The sequence below is a fragment of the Erwinia sp. TECH1 genome (genome assembly GCF_054057575.1).
Genome location: NZ_JBSRZK010000001.1, coordinates 1,004,167 through 1,024,504, shown reverse-complemented (window position 1 = coordinate 1,024,504; position 20,338 = coordinate 1,004,167). Strand labels below are relative to the sequence as shown.

The window sequence follows — 20,338 nt, the reverse complement described above, 5'->3', positions numbered from 1 at the left end:
CCCGTATTCCATTCCCAGCCGCTCAGGAGGTTCAGGTGAACGACGCGCGCGCAGGCTTTCTGCTGACCCGACACTGGCGGGATACGCCCAGCGGCACGGAGATCGTGCTGTGGCTGGCCACGGACGACGGCCCGCAGCGGATCGTGCTGCCGCCGCAGGAGTCGGTCGCCTTTATTCCGCAGCAGCAGCTGGCGCAGGCGGAAACCCTGCTGCGTGCCGAAAAAGATATCAGGCTGACGCCGCTGACGCTGAAGGACTTCCGCCAGCGTCCGGTCGCCGGGCTTTACTGCAAACAGTATCGGCAGCTGCAAAAGCTGGAGAAGCTGCTGCGCGAAAACGGCGTGATGGTTTATGAAGCGGATATCCGCCCGCCCGATCGTTTCCTGATGGAGCGTTTTATCACCGCGCCGGTGTGGTTCAGCGGCCAGCAGGTCGGCGGCAGCCTGACGCAGTCGCGGCTTAAACCTAACCCGGACTATCGCCCGCCGCTGAAGTGGGTGTCGCTGGACATTGAAACCACGCGCCACGGCGAGCTTTACTGCATCGGGCTGGAAGGCTGCGGCCAGCGCGTGGTTTATATGTTAGGGCCGGAAAACGGCGACGCCAGCCGCCTGGACTTCAGGCTGGAATATGTCGCCAGCCGTCCTGCGCTGCTGGAAAAACTCAACGCCTGGTTTGCCGAACACGATCCGGACGTGCTGATCGGCTGGAACGTGGTGCAGTTTGATCTCAGGATGCTGCAAAAACATGCCGACCGCTATGGCATCCCGCTGCGGCTGGGCCGCAACAGCGAAGCGCTGGAGTGGCGCGAGCACGGCTTCAAGCCGGGGATCTACTTTGCGCAGGCGACCGGGCGGCTGATTATCGACGGCATCGAGGCGCTGAAATCCGCCTTCTGGGATTTCCCCTCCTTTAGCCTGGAATCGGTCTCGCGCGAGCTGCTGGGCGAAGGCAAAGCCATTAATAATCCGTGGGACAGGATGCAGGAGATCGACCAGCGCTTTGCGGAAGACAAACCGGCGCTGGCGCACTACAACCTGAAAGACTGCGAGCTGGTCACGCGCATTTTCCAGCGTACCGAGATCATGCCTTTTCTGCTGGAGCGCGCCACCGTCAACGGCCTGCCTGCGGATCGGCATGGCGGCTCGGTCGCCTCGTTCAGCCATCTATATCTGCCGCGTATGCATCGCGCCGGCTACGTTGCGCCGAATATGGGCGAAGTCGCGCCGGAGGCGAGTCCGGGCGGCTACGTGATGGACTCGCGGCCAGGCCTTTATGACTCGGTGCTGGTGCTGGATTACAAAAGCCTTTATCCCTCGATTATCCGTACCTTTCTGATTGACCCGGTCGGGCTGGCCGAAGGCATGGCGCATCCCGACGACAGCGAGTCGGTCAGCGGCTTTCGCGGCGCGCGTTTCTCCCGCACCCTGCACTGCCTGCCGGAGATCGTCGGTCAGATCTGGCAGGGCCGCGAAACGGCCAAAAAGCACGGCAACAAGCCGCTGTCGCAGGCGCTGAAAATCATTATGAACGCGCTGTACGGCGTGCTGGGCACCAGCGCCTGCCGTTTTTTCGATCCGCGGCTGGCCTCCTCCATCACGCTGCGCGGCCATGAAATCATGCGCCAGACGCGGGAGCTGATAGAGGCGGAAGGCTATGACGTGATTTATGGCGATACCGACTCCACCTTCGTCTGGCTGAAAACGCCGCACGACGAGGCGTCGGCCGCCGCGATTGGCCGTCGGCTGGTGGAAAAAATCAACGCCTGGTGGCAGCAGCATCTGCAGGAAACGCTGGGGCTGACCAGCGCGCTGGAGCTGGAGTACGAAACCCACTTCAGTCGTTTTCTGATGCCGACCATTCGCGGCGCGGAACAGGGCAGCAAAAAACGCTACGCCGGTTTGATCCGCGAAGGCGACCAGGAGCGCATGGTGTTTAAAGGGCTGGAGACGGTGCGCACCGACTGGACGCCGCTGGCGAAAAATTTTCAGCAGGCGCTTTATCTGCGGATTTTCAAACGGCAGCCCTATCAGGATTACATCCGCGAAACCGTGCGGCAGCTGCTGGATGGCGAACTGGACGAGCAGCTGACCTACAGCAAAAAGCTGCGCCGCCCGCTGGAAGATTATCAGCGCAACGTGCCGCCGCACGTGCGCGCCGCGCGCCTTGCCGATGAGCAGAACCGCCAGCTGGGCCGCCCGTTGCAGTATCAAAAAGGCGGCCGGATCCGCTACGTTATCGCCACCTCAGGGCCGGAGCCGCTGGAGGCTCGCCTGACGCCGCTGGACTACGATCACTACCTTTCTCGCCAGCTGCAGCCCGTTGCGGAAGGCATTTTGCCTTTCGTGCAGGATGACTTTGCTACACTGGTAACAGGTCAGTTGGGGCTTTTTTGACAGGTGACGAACGCGCCACCTTCCAGTACCATAGCGCCCTTCCTGCAAAACGAAATGAATCTGCCGGGCTTTATTGCCGGGCAGCCGTGCTATTGCCTGAAATAACCTCTACGAGAATCGAGCCGAATATCTATGCCTTTTACACTTGGTCAACGCTGGATCAGCGATACGGAAAGCGAACTGGGATTAGGAACTATTGTTGCGGTAGATGCGCGCATGGTCACACTGCTTTTCCCCGCCACCGGCGAGAACCGTCTTTACGCTAAAAATGATTCGCCTATTACTCGTGTGATCTTCAACCCGGGCGACACCGTTACCAGTCACGAAGGCTGGCAGCTGGAGGTGGCGGAAGTCGTGACCGAAAACGGTCTGGTCAGCTATATCGGCACCCGGCTTGATACCGAAGAGTCCGGCGTGATGCTGCGTGAAGTCATGCTCGACAGCAAGCTGGTGTTCAGCAAGCCGCAGGACCGCCTGTTTGCCGGCCAGCTGGATCGTATGGATCGCTTCGCGCTGCGTTTTCGCGCGCGTAAATACCAGAGCGAACAGTATCGCCTGCCGGTCAGCGGCCTGCGCGGCATGCGCACCAGCCTGATCCCGCACCAGCTGCATATCGCGCACGACGTAGGCCGTCGCCACGCGCCGCGCGTGCTGCTGGCTGATGAAGTGGGCCTTGGCAAAACCATCGAAGCGGGCATGATTATTCATCAGCAGCTGCTGGCCGGTCGCGCCGAGCGCGTGCTGATCGTCGTGCCGGAAACGCTACAGCACCAGTGGCTGGTGGAAATGCTCCGCCGCTTTAACCTGCGCTTTGCCCTGTTTGACGACGATCGCTACGCGCAGGCGCGCCTGGACAGCGACAACGCTTTCGATACCGAACAGCTGGTAATCTGCTCGCTCGACTTTGTGCGCCGCAACAAGCAGCGTCTGGAGATGCTGGCGGAAGCCGAGTGGGATCTGCTGATCGTCGACGAGGCGCATCACCTGGCCTGGGAAGAGGGTCAGCCAAGCCGCGAATATCAGGTAATTGAGCAGCTGGCCGAGCAGATCCCCGGTGTGCTGCTGCTGACCGCGACGCCGGAACAGCTGGGCATGGAGAGTCACTTTGCCCGTCTGCGCCTGCTGGACCCGGATCGCTTCCACGACTTCGCCACTTTTGTTGAAGAACAGCAGCATTTTCAGCCGATTGCCGATGCGGTTTCCGGCCTGCTGGCCGATAAGGCGATTGATAACGACGCCCTGAATATGCTGAACGACCTGATGGGCGAGCAGGATATCGAGCCGCTGCTCCAGGTCGCCAACAGCGATCGCGAAGGCAAGCTGGAAGCGCGTCAGGAGCTGATCAGCATGTTGATGGATCGCCACGGCACCAGCCGCGTGCTGTTCCGCAACACCCGTAACGGCGTCAAAGGCTTTCCGAAACGCGAACTGCATCAGATCCGCCTGCCGCTGCCGACGCAGTATCAGACGGCGATCAAGGTGTCCGGCATCATGGGCGCGCGTAAGGCGGCCGATGAGCGCGCGCGCGACATGCTCTATCCGGAGCAGATTTATCAGGAATTTGAAGGCGACAGCGGCACCTGGTGGAACTTCGATCCGCGCGTCGAATGGCTGATGGGCTTTTTGACCAGCCATCGCGACAGCAAAGTGCTGGTTATCTGCGCCAAAGCCACCACCGCGCTCCAGCTGGAGCAGGTGCTGCGCGAGCGCGAAGGCATCCGCGCCGCCGTGTTCCATGAAGGGCTGTCGATTATTGAACGCGACCGCGCGGCGGCCTGGTTCGCCTCCGAAGAGGATGGCGCGCAGGTGCTGCTCTGCTCGGAAATCGGTTCCGAAGGCCGTAACTTCCAGTTCGCCAGCCAGATGGTGATGTTCGATCTGCCTGCCAACCCGGATCTGCTGGAGCAGCGTATTGGCCGTCTTGACCGTATCGGTCAGGCGCACGATATCCAGATCCACGTGCCTTATCTGGAAAAAACCGCCCAGTCGGTGCTGGTGCGCTGGTATCACGAGGGGCTGGACGCCTTTGAGCATACCTGCCCGACCGGCCGCGCTATTTACGATACGGTCAGCGACCAGCTGGTGAACTATCTGGCCTCGCCGGAAAACAGCGAGGGACTGGACGACTTTATCAGCGACTGCCGCGAGCAGCATAACGCGCTGAAAAGCAAGCTGGAACAGGGCCGCGACCGCCTGCTGGAGCTGAACTCCAACGGCGGTGAAAAAGCGCAGGCGCTGGCGGAAACCATCAGCGAGCAGGATAACCATATCGAGCTGGTTAACTTTGCGCTCAACCTGTTTGATATCGTCGGTATTAATCAGGAAGATCGCAGCGACAACCTGATCGTGCTGACGCCGGGCGATCACATGCTGGTGCCGGACTTCCCTGGCCTGCCGGAAGATGGCTGCACCATTACTTTCGATCGCAATCAGGCGCTGTCGCGCGAAGACGCACAGTACGTCACCTGGGAGCATCCGATCATTCGCAACGGCCTGGATCTGATCCTGTCCGGCGATACCGGCAGCTGCGCGCTCTCGCTGTTGAAAAACAAGGCGCTGCCTGTCGGCACGCTGCTGGTGGAGCTGATCTACGTGGTGGAAGCGCAGGCGCCGAAACAGCTTCAGCTGACGCGCTTCCTGCCGCCGACGCCGGTGCGGATGCTGGTTGATCGCAAGGGTACTAACCTGGCGGGTAAGGTCGAGTTCGAGAGCTTCAACCGTCAGCTGAACGCGGTCAATCGCCATACCGGCAGCAAGCTGGTTAACGCCGTACAGCAGGATGTGCACGAGATCCTGAAGCTGGCGGAAGGCCAGGCTGCCGAAGAAGCGCGCAAGCTGATCGAGATTGCCCGCACGGAAGCAAACGAGAACCTGAGCGCGGAGCTGTCGCGTTTGCAGGCGCTGAGCGCGGTTAATCCTAACATCCGTCAGGATGAGATCGACGCGCTGGAAAGCAATCGCGAGCAGGTGCTGGCGGCGCTTGATAGCGCGGGCTGGCGTCTTGACGCACTGCGCCTGATCGTTGTCACGCATCAGTAATTAGCACGGGGCGGCTGCGGTCGCCCCACACAGGCAAAAAGATGGAACCCTATAATCCTCCGCAAGATCCCTTAGCCGTTCTTTATCAGGACGAGCATATTATCGTGGTCAACAAACCGAGCGGTCTGCTGTCGGTGCCCGGTCGGCTGCCCGAGCATAAAGACAGCGTGATGACGCGTCTTCAGCGCGATTTTCCGCTGGCGGAATCCGTACATCGCCTGGATATGGCAACCAGCGGTATTATCCTGGTCGCACTGACCAAAGCGTCCGAGCGGGAGCTGAAACGCCAGTTCCGCGAGCGCGAGCCGAAAAAAACCTATCTGGCACGCGTCTGGGGTCATCCCGCGCAGGAAGAAGGGCTTATCGATTTGCCGCTGATCTGCGACTGGCCGCTGCGACCAAAGCAGAAAGTCTGCTTTGAAACCGGTAAACCGGCGCAGACCGAATATCAGGTGCTGGAGTATGCGGCGGATAACAGCGCACGCGTGCGGTTAAAGCCGATTACCGGCCGTTCTCATCAGCTTCGCGTGCATATGCTGGCGCTGGGGCATCCGATTCTGGGCGATAACTTTTACGCGCATGAAGAGGCCAGAGCGATGGCGCCGCGCCTGCTGCTGCACGCCGAGATGCTCACCATCACCCATCCCAAATACCAGACGCCGATGACTTTCCGTCAGCCGGCGGACTTCTGAGCAAAGGCCTCTGTCGCCAGAGGCCTTATTCAGCCGATGCAGTGGGACAGCGTTGTCGTGCTTAACCCATACCGCACGGCCATTTTCTCCAGCTCCGCCACCCGCGGCTTGCCGCGATCGGGGTGCATTTCCTCATAAAGACACCGCCTGTCCGTCAGCGCGTACTTGCGCAGGCCGAAATTGTGATAAGGCAGCAGATCGATGCCCTGAAAGCAGCGGCTGCCCTGCGTCATACTGGCGATGGCGCGCATCATCTTCTCCGCCTCTTTCCTGCTGTCGTTCACCTCAGGTATGACCGGAATGCGGATGCGCAGCGGGATCGTCTGCGCCAGCAGGCGCGTCAGGTTCTGCCAGATGCTGCGGTTGCTGACGCCGGTGTAGCGCTGGTGCAGGACGTCGTCGGCCAGCTTAACATCGTACAGGATCAGCTGGCTGGCTTCGCAGACCTGCCAGAGCGCGGGCCAGGCGGCGAAGCCGGAGGTTTCAACGGCGGTGTGGATCCCCTCCTGCCTGGCGCGGCGCAGTAAGGCACGGGAAAAATCAGGCTGCATGGCGGCCTCACCGCCGCTGAGCGTCATCCCGCCGCCTGAAGTACGGTAATAAAGCGCATCCGCCGCCACCGTGCGCATCACTTCGTCGACGCTAAGCGTTTTGCCCACTTTGCGCAGCGCCGCCGCCGGGCACTTCTGGTCATCCGGCCAGCTTTCATAGCCGACCGCCGCCATTTTAACGGCCGATCGGCCCGGACAGTGCTGCTCGCAAGGCGCTTTTGCACAGCGTTGCCGATCGAACAGGACTTCCGGCTGCGGCGCCAGGCTTTCCGGGTTGGCGCACCAGGCGCAGCGCATCTGGCACCCTTTCAGAAACACCACGGTGCGCACGCCGGGGCCGTCATGCAGAGAAAAGCGCTGAATATTGAATACGCTCCCGCTGGCGGCCTCAGAAAGACTGGAGTTGGGTACGGCTGATGATTTCATCCTGAACCTCGCGGCTGAGTTCAACGAAAAAGGCGCTGTAGCCCGCAACCCGGATCATCAGGTTGCGATACTGCCCGGGGTTTTCCTGCGCTTTTTTCAGCGTTTCGTTGTCCACATAGCTAAACTGCATCTGCGCGTTGCCCAGCAGGCTGGCGCTGCGCAGCAGGGTGATAATGCCCTGCTCGCCCTCTTCCGTATCCAGAATGCCGTGCAGCAGCTTAAAGTTATGCACCATGCCGATCTCCATCTCTTCGACATTGATCCGGCCAACGGAATTAATAATCGCCGTCGGGCCTGCATAGTCCGTCTGCTGGGAAGGGCTGATGCCGTCAGCGAGCGGCATACCGGCCAGTCGTCCGCTGGGCAGCGCGCCGGTGGTCAGGCCGAACGGCGTATTGTTAGAGATAGAGAGCGTCCCGTGGGTGAACGGCCCGTACAGCATCGAGTACCGGCGGTGCTCGCTTTCGATAAAGCGGATCAGATCGCGCGCGATCAGATCGACCTCTTCAATATCGTTGCCAAATTTGGCGACGTTCAGGCAGGCGTTGCGCAGCGTTTCGTGCCCGGAGAAATTATCACGCAGCGCCTGCGCCATCTGCGCTGGCGTCACCTGCTGCTGCTGATAAACCAGCTCGCGCATCACCATCATGGCGTTGGCGTAGTCCGCCATTCCCGTCCAGATCAGTCCTGGCCCGTTGTTAATTGCCGCGCCGCCGTGCATCACATCCTTGCCCTGCTCCAGACAGCCTTCGACCAGGCAGGAGATAAACGGCTTGGGCGCCAGCTCTTTATGCAGCTTTTGCATCATCAGCGTGGCTTCTGCGGCCTGCTTCACAATGTGGCACAGCTGCTGCCTGACTGCCTCCTCAAAGGCTTCCCAGCTTTTCAGCGTGGCGGCCTCGCCGGTCTGCGGCCCCATCTGGCTGCCGCTGGCGCTTCTGCCGTTATTTAGCGCCAGCTCAATGGCGCAGGTAAAGGTGGTATAGCCTACCGAGGTCCACTGATAGATGCGGCCAGAACGTTGCGGCTCTACGCAGCCCATCAGGCAGTAGTCGCGCGCATCGTCGTAATCGAAGCCTTTACGCAGCATCATTTTGATATGCGCGTCGTCAAAGTGACAGGCAGGGAAACCGATCCCGGCGCGGATCACCTCGACGATTTTGCGCATAAAAGGCTGCGGCGACTGGTTGTGGATCCGCACTGCCAGGCTTGGCTGATAAATTTTCAGCTTGCGCGAGCAGTCCATAATCAGCATGGAAAGCGGATTGGTGGCATCGCCGCCCTCGCGCTTCTGGCCGCCGACCACCAGATTGACAAAGGGCTGGTAGCCCGCGAAATACATGGCGGAACTGGCGCTGCAAATCCACATGCACTCGGACATTTTGATCATCCAGCAGCAAAGCAGCTCTTCCGCCTGTTCCTCCGTCAGCTCGCCGCTGGCAAGATCGGCCTCCAGCAGCGGCCACAGGTACTGATCGACACGGCCAAGCGAAATGCCGGTCTGGTTTTCTTCCAGAATAAACAGCGACTGCGCAAACCAGATGGCCTGTAGCGCTTCGTAAAAGGTGGCGGGCGGCTGTTCCGGCACGCGACGGCAAATAGCGGCCAGCTTTTCCAGCTCCGCTTTGCGCTGCGCGTCCGGCGTCTGCTCAGCCAGCGCCTGGGCGTAGTCGGCGTAGCGGTTGGCGTAATCCACCACGCCCTGACAGGTTTCCACGACCGCCTCATAGAAATAGCGCTTGTCCTGATCCTCGGGGCAGGTTGGCGAAAGCTTATCCAGCGCCGCCTGCGCTTCCCGCTGCACGCCGCCCATGCCTTTTTTCAGCAGGATGATGTCGTAGCCCGGACAGGTGTCGCCGCCGCCGTTTTGCGTTTTAATACTTAAATCACAAATTCCTTCAACGGTGCTCCATTCCCACAGCCCCGCGTGGCGCAGCCGGGTTTCCGCCACCTCATCCAGCGACCGCCCCTGCCAGAAAGGGAAAATCTCTTCACGCAGCTCGCGCTTTACCTCTTCGCTGATTTCATAGGGATCCTGCGCGCGCGTGGACATGGTATCTAGCTCGTCCGCCACCCAGCGCCAGGCGATTTCCGGCGACACTTCGCCACCGCGCGCCGCGCCTGCCGGATGACTGACAATCAGTTCATCTTCTGCAATCACCAGCGGCGCCGTGCGGCAGGCATGACGAAAGGCCATCGCGCGTAATAAAATAGCCGGCATCCCCGGATAGCGACGGTAAATTTCCGTGACCGCTCTGGCTCGCGCGGCCGAAATAAATGGCTTAGCCTGTAAATAACGCTCGCGCAGACGCTCAGCACGAGGTAAAAGCCGTGTGTTTATATCCTGCATTAAAATATCCCCATGGTAATACAGCCAATGCCGATAAGACCGATTCCCAGAACGGAATACTTATCGATCTTATTTCGATAAAAAATCACGCCAACCAGACTGATAATAACCACGCCCAGCCCGGCCCACAGGGCATAAGAAAGGCCAACGGAAAGCACAACAATCGCTTTTGATAATGCGTAAAAACAGGTGCCGTAAATTGCCATGACACCCAGGGTCAGTCCCCAGCGTTTAAAATTATCGGTTTTAGGCAGCAGGCTGGTTGCCAGCACCTCCAGCAGGATGGCGATAAAAAGCCATAACAATCCCATCAGCGTACTGTGCATAATTAGTTTTCCTCCACGGTATCGTTACCGCGATCGCTTTTGGCCAGCAGATTAATCACCAGCACCCCGGCTATGATCATTAACAGGCCGACAATCGCGCCGCCGCTCAGGGAAACCTGGAACAGGAAGCGGTTGATCAGCGAAGTGGCGACAATCCCCAGCCCGGCCCACAGGGCATAGGCCAGGCCCAGCGGAATTTTTTTAAGGGACAGCGATAAGAAATAATATGAGAAACCATAAGCGGCCAGCGCCGTAAATGCCGGTAGCAGCACGGACATGCCTTTAGACAGCGCCAGCATCGTGGTAGCCGTTATTTCAGACGCGATAGCAACACAGAGAAAAAGAAAATATTTATCTTTATTCATATCTCATTAAGCCATTTTAATATTGTCAGGATTTTATTTCTCTATCATAGCGGCCCGCTGATAAACCCAGCATAAACATTTGCCGTTCGCTCAGACAGAACCTGTCTGTATATCATTCTGATTATTTATATTAACAATATAGCGCGCAGACGGGCTGCGGCATGATTACAGCCAGGCGAGATTAACAAGAAAGGGGAATTAAAAGACAAGGAGTTAATAAAAAATCAGCGTGATGTTAAAAAGAATATTAATAATAAAGCTGGCATTAAAAAGGCCGACGAAAACGCTCGTCGGCCGCTAACAAATTATTTAAACCCTTTTTCGCGCTTGATCAGATCGTAAGCCGCCTGGATCTCCTGCGCTTTTTGCTTCGCCATCTCCATCATCTGCGGCGGTAGCCCTTTGGCCACCAGCTTATCGGGATGGTGTTCGCTCATCAGCTTGCGATAGGCGCGCTTGATGGTCGCCGCATCGTCGCTGCTTTTTACGCCCAGCACGCTACAGGCATCTTCCAGCGTTGGCCCGCGCTGCGCCTGCGCATAGCCTTGCGAACCGGCACCGTGCTGATAGCCCCCGCCGCCGAACTGCTGACCGCCCTGCATCATCCGTAAAAACTGATCGAATTGCGCATGCGAAATCCCCAGCTCTTCCGCGATGACATACAGCACCTGACGTTCGTTAGGATGGAGCGAGCCGTCGGCAAACGCGGCCTGGATCTGGATTTCCAGAAACATCCTAATTAGATCGAAGCGGCCAAAGCAGGCGCTGCGCAGCTCCCGCAGCTTGTCGCGCAGCGGGTAGTTGCCCTCTTTCCCCTGGCGAAAAGCCTGCTGCGCGGCCGTTCTCGCCTCGCCGTGCAGCTGCATACGATCCATCAACAATGACGCCATCTGGATGTCCGCATCGGTCACGCGGCCTTTTGACTTGGTCAGATGGCCCATAACCTGAAAGGTGGTGCTGAAAAAGAGCGCCTGACGGGTCTGCTGATTAGCAAAATAGCCCTGCCCCTGAACCGCTCGCGCTTTATCAACCAAATGCCCGAAGAGCAGGCCAATCGCCAGTCCCCAAAAGCCGGTGCCGCTTAACAAACCCAGCACAAGCCCGATTACTTTTCCCCAATAGCGCATATACTCCTCAATTCGCCATGCTGAAGGCTAAAAATTGCATTATCATACCCGTCATTTATCTCTGAGCCTAACGGCAACGCGGTCAAACAGCCTGGATAACACTAGCGCAACGCAGTTGAGTGCGTTAGTCTCTGACCGTTTGTCGGCATGATGCCAGCTATCACGGAATTTTCGATACCGCGTATGAAAAAACGACTACCTACTTTGCTGGCCACGCTTATCGGCTCAGCGCTCTACAGCCAGCAGGGTCTGGCAGATGACCTCGCCTCGCAGTGTATGCTGGGTGTACCGAGCTATAACCGGCCTCTGATTCAGGGTAAAAATACCAATGAACTGCCGGTTACTATCAACGCGGATCAAGCGAAAGGCAACTACCCTGACGACGCGGTGTTCAACGGCAACGTCGATATTCGCCAGGGCAACAGCCGTCTGCTTTCCGACGAGGTGCAGCTGCATCAGCGACAGCAGCCGGGCCAGACGACGCCGGTACGCACCGTTGACGCGCTGGGTAATGTGCAATACGACGACAATCAGGTCATCCTGAAAGGGCCGAAAGCCTGGTCGAATCTGAATACCAAAGACACCAACGTCTGGAACGGCACCTATCAAATGGTGGGCCGCCAGGGACGGGGTACCGGCGATCAGATGAAGCAGCGCGGTGAAAACCGCTATACCATCCTTGAAAACGGTACCTTCACCTCCTGTCTGCCCGGCGACAACAGCTGGAGCGTTGCAGGTACGCAGGTGATCCAGGATCGTGAAGAGCAGGTCGCGGAAATCTGGAACGCCCGCTTTAAGATCGGCGCGGTGCCGGTGCTGTACAGCCCTTATCTACAGCTACCGATTGGCGACCGCCGCCGTTCGGGCTTTTTGATCCCCAACGCGAAATTCGGCAGCTCCAACGGCTTTGAATTTATTCTGCCTTACTACTGGAACATTGCGCCGCAGGCTGATGCCACCATCACGCCGCACTATATGAGCAAGCGCGGCCTGCAGTGGCAGAACGAATTCCGCTACCTGACCAAGGCGGGCGCGGGCCTGGTTGAGTTTGATTATCTGCCGAGCGACGACCAGTACAATAAAGATGCCGCCACGCGCGGGATGACCGACGACAAAGATTCTAACCGCTGGCTCTTCTTCTGGCGGCACTCCGGCGTTTACGATCAAAACTGGCGTTTTAACGTTGATTACACCAAGGTCAGCGATCTTTACTACTTTACCGATCTGGATTCCACCTACGGCGACTCGACCGACGGCTACGTTACGCAGAAATTCAGCGTAGGCTACGCAGAGAAAAACTGGGATGCGACGCTGTCGACCAAGCAGTTCCAGATCTTCTCCACCCAGACCAATAACGACGTTTACCGCGCCGAGCCGCAGTTCGATTATAACTACTATCAGAACAACGTCGGCCCGTTCGATACGCATCTCTATGCGCAGGCGGTGAAGTTTACCAACGTTAACGATAATTACCCGGATGCGACGCGTTTGCACCTGGAACCGACTATCAACCTGCCGCTTTCCAACGGCTGGGGCAGCCTTAATACCGAAGCGAAACTGCTGGCGACGCACTATCAGCAGGATGACGTCGAGTATTACAACAACAACGTTGATACCAGCAAAGTCAACCAGCTGAAAAGCAGCGTAAACCGCGTTATGCCGCAGTTTAAGGTCGACGGCAAGATGGTATTTGACCGCGATATGGACTGGTCGGAAGGCTACACGCAGACGCTGGAACCGCGTATGCAGTACCTTTACCTTCCCTATCGCGATCAGAGCACCGTGCGCGCTTACGACTCAACGCTGCTGCAAAGCGACTATACCGGCCTGTTCCGCGACCGCACCTATAGCGGCCTGGATCGCATCGCTTCCGCTAATCAGCTGACCAGCGGCGTGACTACGCGAATATTTGATAACGATTTGGTTGAACGTTTTAACGCTTCCATTGGTCAAATCTACTCGTTTACCCCGGCCCGTACCGGACTGGAGAACGCAGACAGCGACGATCGCGGCAGCCTGGTCTGGGCTGGCGACACCTACTGGAAGATTAGCGATCGCTGGGGCGCGCGCGGCGGTGTGCAGTACGACACCCGCATCGATAACGTTTCCCAGGGCAACGCCGTTCTGGAATATCGTCGGGATGCCGATCGTCTGGTGCAGCTGAACTACCGCTACACCAGCCCCGAATATATTCAGCAGACGCTGAGCCAGATTAAGAACCCTGGCTACCAGCAGGGGATTTCGCAGGTAGGCGCCACGGCCAGCTGGCCAATCGCCGATGCCTGGTCGGTGGTCGGTGCCTGGTATTACGATACCAAGGCCAAACAGCCTGCCGATCAGCTGCTGGGCGTCCAGTACAGCTCTTGCTGCTACGCTATTCGTCTGGGTTATGAACGTAAAATCACCAATTGGGAAAACGACAGCAGCACGTACGACAACAAAATCTCGTTCAACATTGAGCTGCGCGGCCTGAGCTCATCCTATGGTCTGGGCACCGGGCAAATGCTGCGACAGGGCATCCTGCCTTATCAGCGCTCTTTCTGATGTTGTGATAATTAGTATGCCAACCCGCAGTGCGGATAGAAAAATGGAAAAAGTATGAAGAACTGGAGAATGCTGATCCTGGGGGCTGCGCTCACTGCCAGCACCGCGTTTGCAGCACCGCAAGTTGTTGATAAAGTAGCCGCCGTGGTCAATAACGGCGTTGTGTTAGAAAGCGATGTCGACGGCATGATGCGGTCGGTGAAAAGTCAGGCACAGCAGGCTGGTCAGCAGCTGCCGGATGATAAAACGCTGCGTCACCAGATTGTCGAACGCCTGGTGATGGACAATATTCTGCTGCAAATGGCGAAACAGGCGGGGATCCAGATCCAGGACGATCAGCTCGATCAGGCGATTGCCAATATCGCCGCTCAGAACAAGATGAGCGTGGATCAGCTGCGTAGCCGTCTGGCCTATGACGGTATGAACTACGCCACCTATCGCGAGCAGATCCGTAAAGAGATGACCATTGCCGAAGTCCGCAACAACGAAGTACGTCGTCGCGTGACTATTCTGCCGCAGGAAGTGGATTCGCTGGCGACGCAGGTTTCCTCGCAGAACAACGCGTCTACCGAGCTGAACCTCAGCCACATTCTGCTGCCGCTGCCGGAAAACCCGACGCAGCAGCAGGTGGACGAGCAGGAAGATCTGGCGAAACAGCTGGTCAGCCAGGCTAAAGGCGGCGCGGACTTCGGCAAGCTGGCGATCACCTACTCCGCCGATCCGCAGGCGCTGAAAGGCGGCAATATGGGCTGGGGCCGCATCCAGGAACTGCCTTCGCTGTTCGCGCAGTCGCTGGTTACGGCGAAGAAAGGCGATATCATCGGCCCAATCCGTTCCGGCGTAGGCTTCCATATCCTGAAAGTGAACGACGTTCGCGGCGACAAACAGAGCATCTCCGTAACGGAAGTGCACGCTCGTCATATTCTGCTCAAGCCGTCGCCGGTGATGACGGACGATCAGGCGCGCCAGAAGCTGACGCAGGTTGCGGCTGAAATCAACAGCGGCAAAACCACCTTCGCGCAGGCCGCTAAACAGCTTTCTCAGGATCCCGGCTCCGCCAACCAGGGCGGCGATCTTGGCTGGAGCTCGCCAGAGGTGTACGATCCCGCCTTCCGCGACGCGCTGCTGAAACTGAAAAAAGGCCAGATGAGCGCGCCGGTGCACTCCTCTTTCGGCTGGCACCTGATCCAGCTGATGGATACGCGCCAGGTTGATAAAACCGACGCGGCGCAGAAAGAGCGTGCTTACCGCCTGCTGTTTAACCGTAAATTTGCGGAAGAAGCGCAAACCTGGATGCAGGAGCAGCGCGCCTCTGCCTATGTGAAAATTCTGGATGCCAATGCTCAGTAATATGCGCGTGGCGATCACTCCCGGCGAACCCGCCGGGATTGGTCCCGATGTCACACTACAACTGGCCCAGCGCGACTGGCCAGTTGAACTGGTCGTCGTCGCCGATCCAGCTTTGCTGCGCGAGCGCGCGGCAAAGCTGGGCCTCCCTCTGACGCTGCGTGACTATCAGCCGGGCGTTGCTGCCCGGCCACAGGCTGCCGGCACCCTGACCGTGCTGCCCGTTAGCGCGCCGCAGCCGGTAAAAGCTGGCGAGCTTTGCGTCGCCAACGGCCACTACGTGCTGGATACGCTGGCCCGCGCCTGCGACGGCTGCCTTAACGGCGAATTTGCGGCGCTGGTTACCGGGCCGGTACACAAGGGCGTGATCAACGACGCCGGTATCCCGTTCAGCGGCCATACCGAGTTTTTCGCCGAGCGCGCAGGCTGTGCCCGCGTGGTGATGATGCTGGCGACGGAAGCGCTGCGGGTCGCGCTGGCGACCACGCATCTGCCGTTAAAAGACGTCTCCGCCGCCATTACCCGCGACAGCCTGCATGAAGTGATCAACATCCTGCATGCCGATCTGCAAAGCAAGTTCGGTCTGGCGCAGCCGCATATTTTTGTCTGCGGCCTGAATCCGCACGCGGGCGAAGGCGGCCATATGGGACGTGAAGAAATTGACGTTATCATTCCGGCGCTTGACGAGCTGCGGCGCAGCGGCATCCAGCTGACCGGCCCGCTGCCGGCGGACACGCTGTTTCAGCCTAAATATCTTCAACATGCCGACGCGGTTCTGGCGATGTATCATGACCAGGGCCTGCCGGTACTGAAATACCAGGGCTTCGGGCGAGCGGTGAATATCACGCTCGGCCTGCCCTTTATCCGCACCTCCGTTGACCACGGCACCGCTTTAGAGCTGGCCGGCCAGGGCAACGCGGATGCGGGCAGCTTTATTACGGCGCTTAACCTCGCCATTACCATGATTAAGAGCAGTAATGAATAATCGCGTCCATCAGGGCCACTTCGCCCGCAAACGTTTTGGCCAGAACTTCCTTAACGATCAGTATATTATTGACAGCATCGTTTCCGCCATCCACCCTCAGCCCGGCGAGGCGGTAGTCGAAATCGGCCCCGGTCTGGGCGCGTTAACCGAACCGGTTGGCGACAGGCTGGAAGCGATGACGGTGATCGAACTCGACCGCGATCTGGCGGCTCGTTTGCAGACCCATCCGTTTTTAGGGCCAAAGCTGACGATTTTCCAGCAGGATGCCATGACCTTTGATTTCGCGGCCTACGCCCGTGAAAAAGGCCAGTCTCTGCGCGTCTTCGGCAACCTGCCCTATAACATCTCTACCCCGTTGATGTTCCACCTTTTCAGCTATACTGATGCGATCCGCGACATGCACTTTATGTTGCAGAAAGAGGTGGTCAACCGACTGGTTGCCGGGCCGGGCAGCAAAGCCTATGGTCGTCTGACGGTAATGGCGCAATATTACTGCCAGGTGATCCCGGTGCTGGAAGTGCCGCCGGAATCCTTTACGCCTGCGCCGAAAGTGGATTCCGCCGTGGTTCGTCTGGTTCCACACGCCACGATTATGAATCCGGTGCAGGATCTTAAAGTCCTCAGCAGGATCACCACCGAAGCGTTCGGCAAACGCCGTAAAACGTTGCGCAACAGCCTTGGCCATCTGTTTACGCTGGAAGCGCTGCAGGAGATGAATATCGATCCGACGCTGCGCGCGGAAAACATCTCCGTAGCCCAGTACTGCCAGCTGGCGAACTGGCTGTCTGCGCATCCTCAACAGACGCCGCAGGAGAGTTAAACATGGATACGCCCCGAGTTTGTGTGCATGTACAAAGCGCTTATATTGCGTCGCAGTCCGCGCCGGAAGAGAACCGCTACGTTTTTGCCTACACCATTACCATTCGTAATTTGGGGCGTCACGCCGTTCAACTGCTGGGCCGCTACTGGCTGATTACCAACGGCAACGGCCGCGAAACGGAAGTTCAGGGCGAAGGCGTTATCGGCGAACAGCCGCACATCGCACCCGCTGGCGAATTCCAGTACACCAGCGGCGCGGTACTGGAAACCCCTATGGGCACCATGCAGGGACACTATGAAATGATCGACAGCGAAGGCGAAGCTTTCCGCGTGGCGATCCCGGTGTTCCGGCTGGCCATCCCCAGCCACATACACTAATTCTGATTGCGAGCCGGGCGCTGGTCCGGCGCTGAGGTTCGGATTGTTGATGAGCACTTACCTGATTGGCGATATTCACGGCTGCTACGATGAGCTTCGGTCACTGCTGGACCAGGTGGCTTTCGATCCTGCCCGGGACAGCCTGTGGCTGACGGGCGATCTGGTCGCGCGCGGCCCCGCTTCGCTGGAAGTCCTGCGCTACGTTCGTTCATTGGGCGATGCGGTAAAAGTGGTGCTGGGCAATCACGATCTGCATTTACTGGCCGTGTTTGCAGGTATCAGCCGCAACAAGCCAAAGGACAGGCTGACGCCGCTGCTGGAAGCGGAAGACGCCGACGATCTGATTAACTGGCTGCGCCGCCAGCCGCTGATCCAGGTCGATGAAGAGAAGAAGCTGGTGATGGCGCACGCGGGCATCACGCCGCAGTGGGATTTGGCTACGGCACAAAGCTGCGCCCGCGAGGTCGAGGCGGTGCTCTCCAGCGATACCTATCCGCTGTTTCTGGATGCGATGTATGGCGATATGCCCAACAACTGGACGCCGGAGCTGACCGGGCTGGCTCGTCTGCGCTTCAGCACCAATGCGCTAACCCGGATGCGCTTCTGCTTTCCTAACGGCCAGCTGGATATGATCTGCAAAGATACGCCCGATTCGGCGCCCGCGCCGTTAAAGCCGTGGTTTGCTATTCCGGGGCCGGTGTCGCGCGACTACACCATTGCGTTTGGTCACTGGGCTTCGCTGGAAGGAAAAGGCACGCCGGAAAATATCCTGGCGCTGGATACCGGCTGCTGCTGGGGCGGCACGCTGACGATGCTGCGCTGGGAAGATAAAACCTGGTTTACTCAGCCGTCAAAACGGTTGTCAAACGAACATGAGAACGCTATAGCGGCGCCGTCTGCTGACTCATAAGCGTCAATTGCTTTCGCGACAGGCTTTTTGCTATCCGATAAAGAGTGAGCGCCACGCCCTTAAAGGCGTGGCTTTACTCAGCCGATAAACGTATCCGTCCGCTTTCAGGCACCCAATACGCCGCCATCCTTGCGCGTAATCATTATCACGGAAGAGCGGGGACGCAGGCTATTGTCAGGAAAGTGCGAGTCTTTCTCTTCTCCCGGATGTTGCACATTCACAAACATCGTTTTGTAGTCCGGTGTAAAAGTGATCCCGGTCAGCTCACAGGATTTGGGCCCCACCATAAAGCGACGAATTTCTCCGCTCTGCGGATCGCCCACCAGCATCTGATTGTTCCCCTGCCCTTCATAGTCGCCTTTATTACTGTATTTACCATCCGTCAGGATCCACAGGCGTCCGCCTTCATCAAAGCCCAGACCATCAGGGCTATTAAAGGTGTTCTGCTCGGTGATGTTCGGCGTACCGCGATATATGCCCTGCGGATGCGCAATTGGATTACCGCACAGCACAAAAATATCCCAGTCAAACGCCTGGGCCGTAGCGTCCCCTTTCTCATCCCAGCGAATAATCTGCCCATAAATGTTATCCGGCCGAGGATTAGCCGCGTTGATCGGCATTCCCTCATCGCCTCGCTTGCTGTTATTGGTCAGGGTGCAGTAGGCGCGGCCATCATGGGGATTAACGGCAATCCACTCAGGGCGATCCATACGTGTGGCCTTCACCACATCCGCCGCGCCGCGCGTGTTAATCAAAATATCTGCCTGGGTGCGGAAACCGTTGTCGGCGGTCAGGCCGTGCTGCCCCTGAACCAGCGCCACCCAGTGCCCGGTTCCCTTCAGCGGCGTACCGTTTCTGTCGCCGTCAAAGATGGCAACATAGAGCGTTCCCTCATCCAACAGCCTGCTATTTGCCGCCGGATTAGCGCGATCGACCTTGCCTTTGGAAACATATTTGTAGATATACTCGCCGCGTTCATCATCCCCCATATACACCACCAGCTCGCCGCTTTTCGCTACCGTAACGGCCGCGTTTTCATGCTTAAATCGGCCCAGCGCGGTGCGCTTGACCGGCACGGAATCGGGGGCGAAGGGATCGATCTCGACAATCCAGCCGTGGCGATTAAATTCGTTAGGGTTTTTCGCCACATCAAAACGCGGATCGAAATCGGACCAGTTGCGCTCGGGATCGGCGGGGCTCAGCGTGTAGCGCTTTTGCGCCGCCGTCAGGCTGAAATTCGCCTTTTTAGTGCCGAAATAGGTATCGAAATTTTCTTCACAGGTGAGATAAGTACCCCAGGGCGTTTTGCCGTTAGCGCAGTTGCCAAAGGTGCCGAGCACGTTCATTCCTTGCGGATCGGCTGCGGTACGCAGCGCCGCATCGCCAGCGGCAGGGCCGGAAAAACGCATTGGCGTATTGGCAGTGATGCGGCGGTTATAGCGTGAAGGACGGACAACTTCCCAGCGGTTTCCCTGGCCACGACGGACTTCCATCACCGATACGCCGTGCCCCGCCTGCGATTTTTTTACATCTTCAGCATCGTGCGCCTTGCTGTCGCCGTGAGCATAGAGATATTGCTCATTAACATATTCATTGTTAACCGCAATTAAGCCGCGATCCCGGCTTCCCTCCATGGCAAAAAAGCTCATGCCATCATTGTTATCGCCAAACTGTTTTTCCTGATCGGCTGCGCTGTTTTTTCCTTCCGCGTCAAACGCCGGGGCGCCATCGACCAGCGGATCGCCCCATGAAATCAGCACATCAGCCTGATAACCGTCGGCAATGGCAATTTCATCCGCTGTGGAAGCCGGAATACCGTCAAAGCCCAGCAATTGACTGCCGCCCGACACGGGCTTCGCCAGCGCCAGAGAGGGAACAGAGAGACCGCCGCCAATAAAGCCTGCCAGACTCAATGCCCCGGTTCCTGCAAGGAATTTACGACGACCAGGATTGGGCGTGACGGCTTCGTTCGGTAACGGCGATTGATTATTCATAGCGCATTGCTTCCTTTACGGTTTGTAAAATGAAGCAATGCTAGAGATATTTTGTTACACTTAGGTTACAAAATGTTCGAAAGGAATGT

The 20,338-nt window shown here is 58.0% G+C and carries 15 protein-coding genes; 9 read left to right on the top strand and 6 right to left on the bottom strand.

Going from position 1 to position 20,338, the window contains the following annotated elements:
• The first annotated feature begins 35 nt into the window (after window positions 1–35).
• From polB to rluA, 3 genes are all read left to right on the top strand, one after another.
• Entirely contained in the window at window positions 36–2,396 is a 2,361-nt protein-coding gene (gene polB / locus ACVWZ0_RS04705; RefSeq protein ID WP_253455307.1) for a DNA polymerase II, read from the top strand.
• Window positions 2,397–2,528: 132 nt separating this feature from the next.
• Complete coding sequence (gene rapA, locus ACVWZ0_RS04700) at window positions 2,529–5,435, top strand: RNA polymerase-associated protein RapA (RefSeq protein ID WP_253455308.1); 2,907 nt, start codon at window positions 2,529–2,531, stop codon at window positions 5,433–5,435.
• Between the two features lie 41 nt (window positions 5,436–5,476).
• Complete coding sequence (gene rluA, locus ACVWZ0_RS04695) at window positions 5,477–6,127, top strand: bifunctional tRNA pseudouridine(32) synthase/23S rRNA pseudouridine(746) synthase RluA (protein WP_253455309.1); 651 nt, start codon at window positions 5,477–5,479, stop codon at window positions 6,125–6,127.
• Window positions 6,128–6,156: 29 nt separating this feature from the next.
• Here the strand turns inward: rluA and ACVWZ0_RS04690 are convergent, their stop codons facing one another.
• The 5 genes from ACVWZ0_RS04690 to djlA form a co-directional block, all read right to left on the bottom strand.
• Window positions 6,157–7,104, bottom strand: coding sequence for a glycyl-radical enzyme activating protein (locus ACVWZ0_RS04690; RefSeq protein WP_253455310.1), 948 nt, complete (start codon window positions 7,102–7,104; stop codon window positions 6,157–6,159).
• Complete coding sequence (gene cutC, locus ACVWZ0_RS04685) at window positions 7,067–9,454, bottom strand: choline trimethylamine-lyase (protein WP_301289607.1); 2,388 nt, start codon at window positions 9,452–9,454, stop codon at window positions 7,067–7,069. Before cutC ends, ACVWZ0_RS04690 begins: the two co-directional genes overlap by 38 nt.
• A complete protein-coding gene (locus ACVWZ0_RS04680) occupies window positions 9,454–9,780 on the bottom strand; it encodes a DMT family transporter (RefSeq protein ID WP_253455311.1) in 327 nt (108 codons plus the stop codon). The genes cutC and ACVWZ0_RS04680 overlap by 1 nt, the downstream gene beginning before the upstream one ends.
• 2 nt (window positions 9,781–9,782) lie before the next feature.
• Window positions 9,783–10,145, bottom strand: a complete 363-nt coding sequence (locus tag ACVWZ0_RS04675) for a DMT family transporter (RefSeq protein ID WP_253455312.1) — start codon at window positions 10,143–10,145, stop codon at window positions 9,783–9,785.
• Between the two features lie 305 nt (window positions 10,146–10,450).
• Complete coding sequence (gene djlA / locus ACVWZ0_RS04670) at window positions 10,451–11,272, bottom strand: co-chaperone DjlA (protein WP_253455313.1); 822 nt, start codon at window positions 11,270–11,272, stop codon at window positions 10,451–10,453.
• 147 nt (window positions 11,273–11,419) lie between these two features.
• Here djlA and lptD point away from each other — a divergent pair, with 147 nt between their 5' ends.
• The 6 genes from lptD to apaH are packed head-to-tail and all read left to right on the top strand — an operon-like array spanning window position 11,420 to window position 18,255.
• Complete coding sequence (gene lptD, locus ACVWZ0_RS04665; protein WP_253455314.1) at window positions 11,420–13,816, top strand: LPS assembly protein LptD; 2,397 nt, start codon at window positions 11,420–11,422, stop codon at window positions 13,814–13,816.
• Window positions 13,817–13,870: 54 nt separating this feature from the next.
• Window positions 13,871–15,166, top strand: a complete 1,296-nt coding sequence (surA, locus tag ACVWZ0_RS04660; protein ID WP_253455315.1) for a peptidylprolyl isomerase SurA — start codon at window positions 13,871–13,873, stop codon at window positions 15,164–15,166.
• Entirely contained in the window at window positions 15,156–16,148 is a 993-nt protein-coding gene (gene pdxA, locus ACVWZ0_RS04655) for a 4-hydroxythreonine-4-phosphate dehydrogenase PdxA (RefSeq protein ID WP_253455316.1), read from the top strand. Before surA ends, pdxA begins: the two co-directional genes overlap by 11 nt.
• Window positions 16,141–16,968 (top strand): 16S rRNA (adenine(1518)-N(6)/adenine(1519)-N(6))-dimethyltransferase RsmA, encoded by an 828-nt coding sequence (rsmA, locus tag ACVWZ0_RS04650; protein ID WP_253455317.1) that lies wholly within the window; start codon window positions 16,141–16,143, stop codon window positions 16,966–16,968. Before pdxA ends, rsmA begins: the two co-directional genes overlap by 8 nt.
• A gap of 2 nt (window positions 16,969–16,970) precedes the next feature.
• Window positions 16,971–17,345: a Co2+/Mg2+ efflux protein ApaG gene (apaG, locus tag ACVWZ0_RS04645; RefSeq protein ID WP_125288956.1), complete on the top strand. Its 375-nt coding sequence runs from the start codon at window positions 16,971–16,973 to the stop codon at window positions 17,343–17,345.
• A gap of 49 nt (window positions 17,346–17,394) precedes the next feature.
• Complete coding sequence (gene apaH, locus ACVWZ0_RS04640; RefSeq protein WP_253455318.1) at window positions 17,395–18,255, top strand: bis(5'-nucleosyl)-tetraphosphatase (symmetrical) ApaH; 861 nt, start codon at window positions 17,395–17,397, stop codon at window positions 18,253–18,255.
• Window positions 18,256–18,359: 104 nt separating this feature from the next.
• On the opposite strand, the gene ACVWZ0_RS04635 is transcribed toward apaH, so the two are convergent.
• Window positions 18,360–20,249 (bottom strand): PhoX family protein, encoded by a 1,890-nt coding sequence (locus ACVWZ0_RS04635; protein WP_253455319.1) that lies wholly within the window; start codon window positions 20,247–20,249, stop codon window positions 18,360–18,362.
• Window positions 20,250–20,338 lie beyond the last annotated feature (89 nt).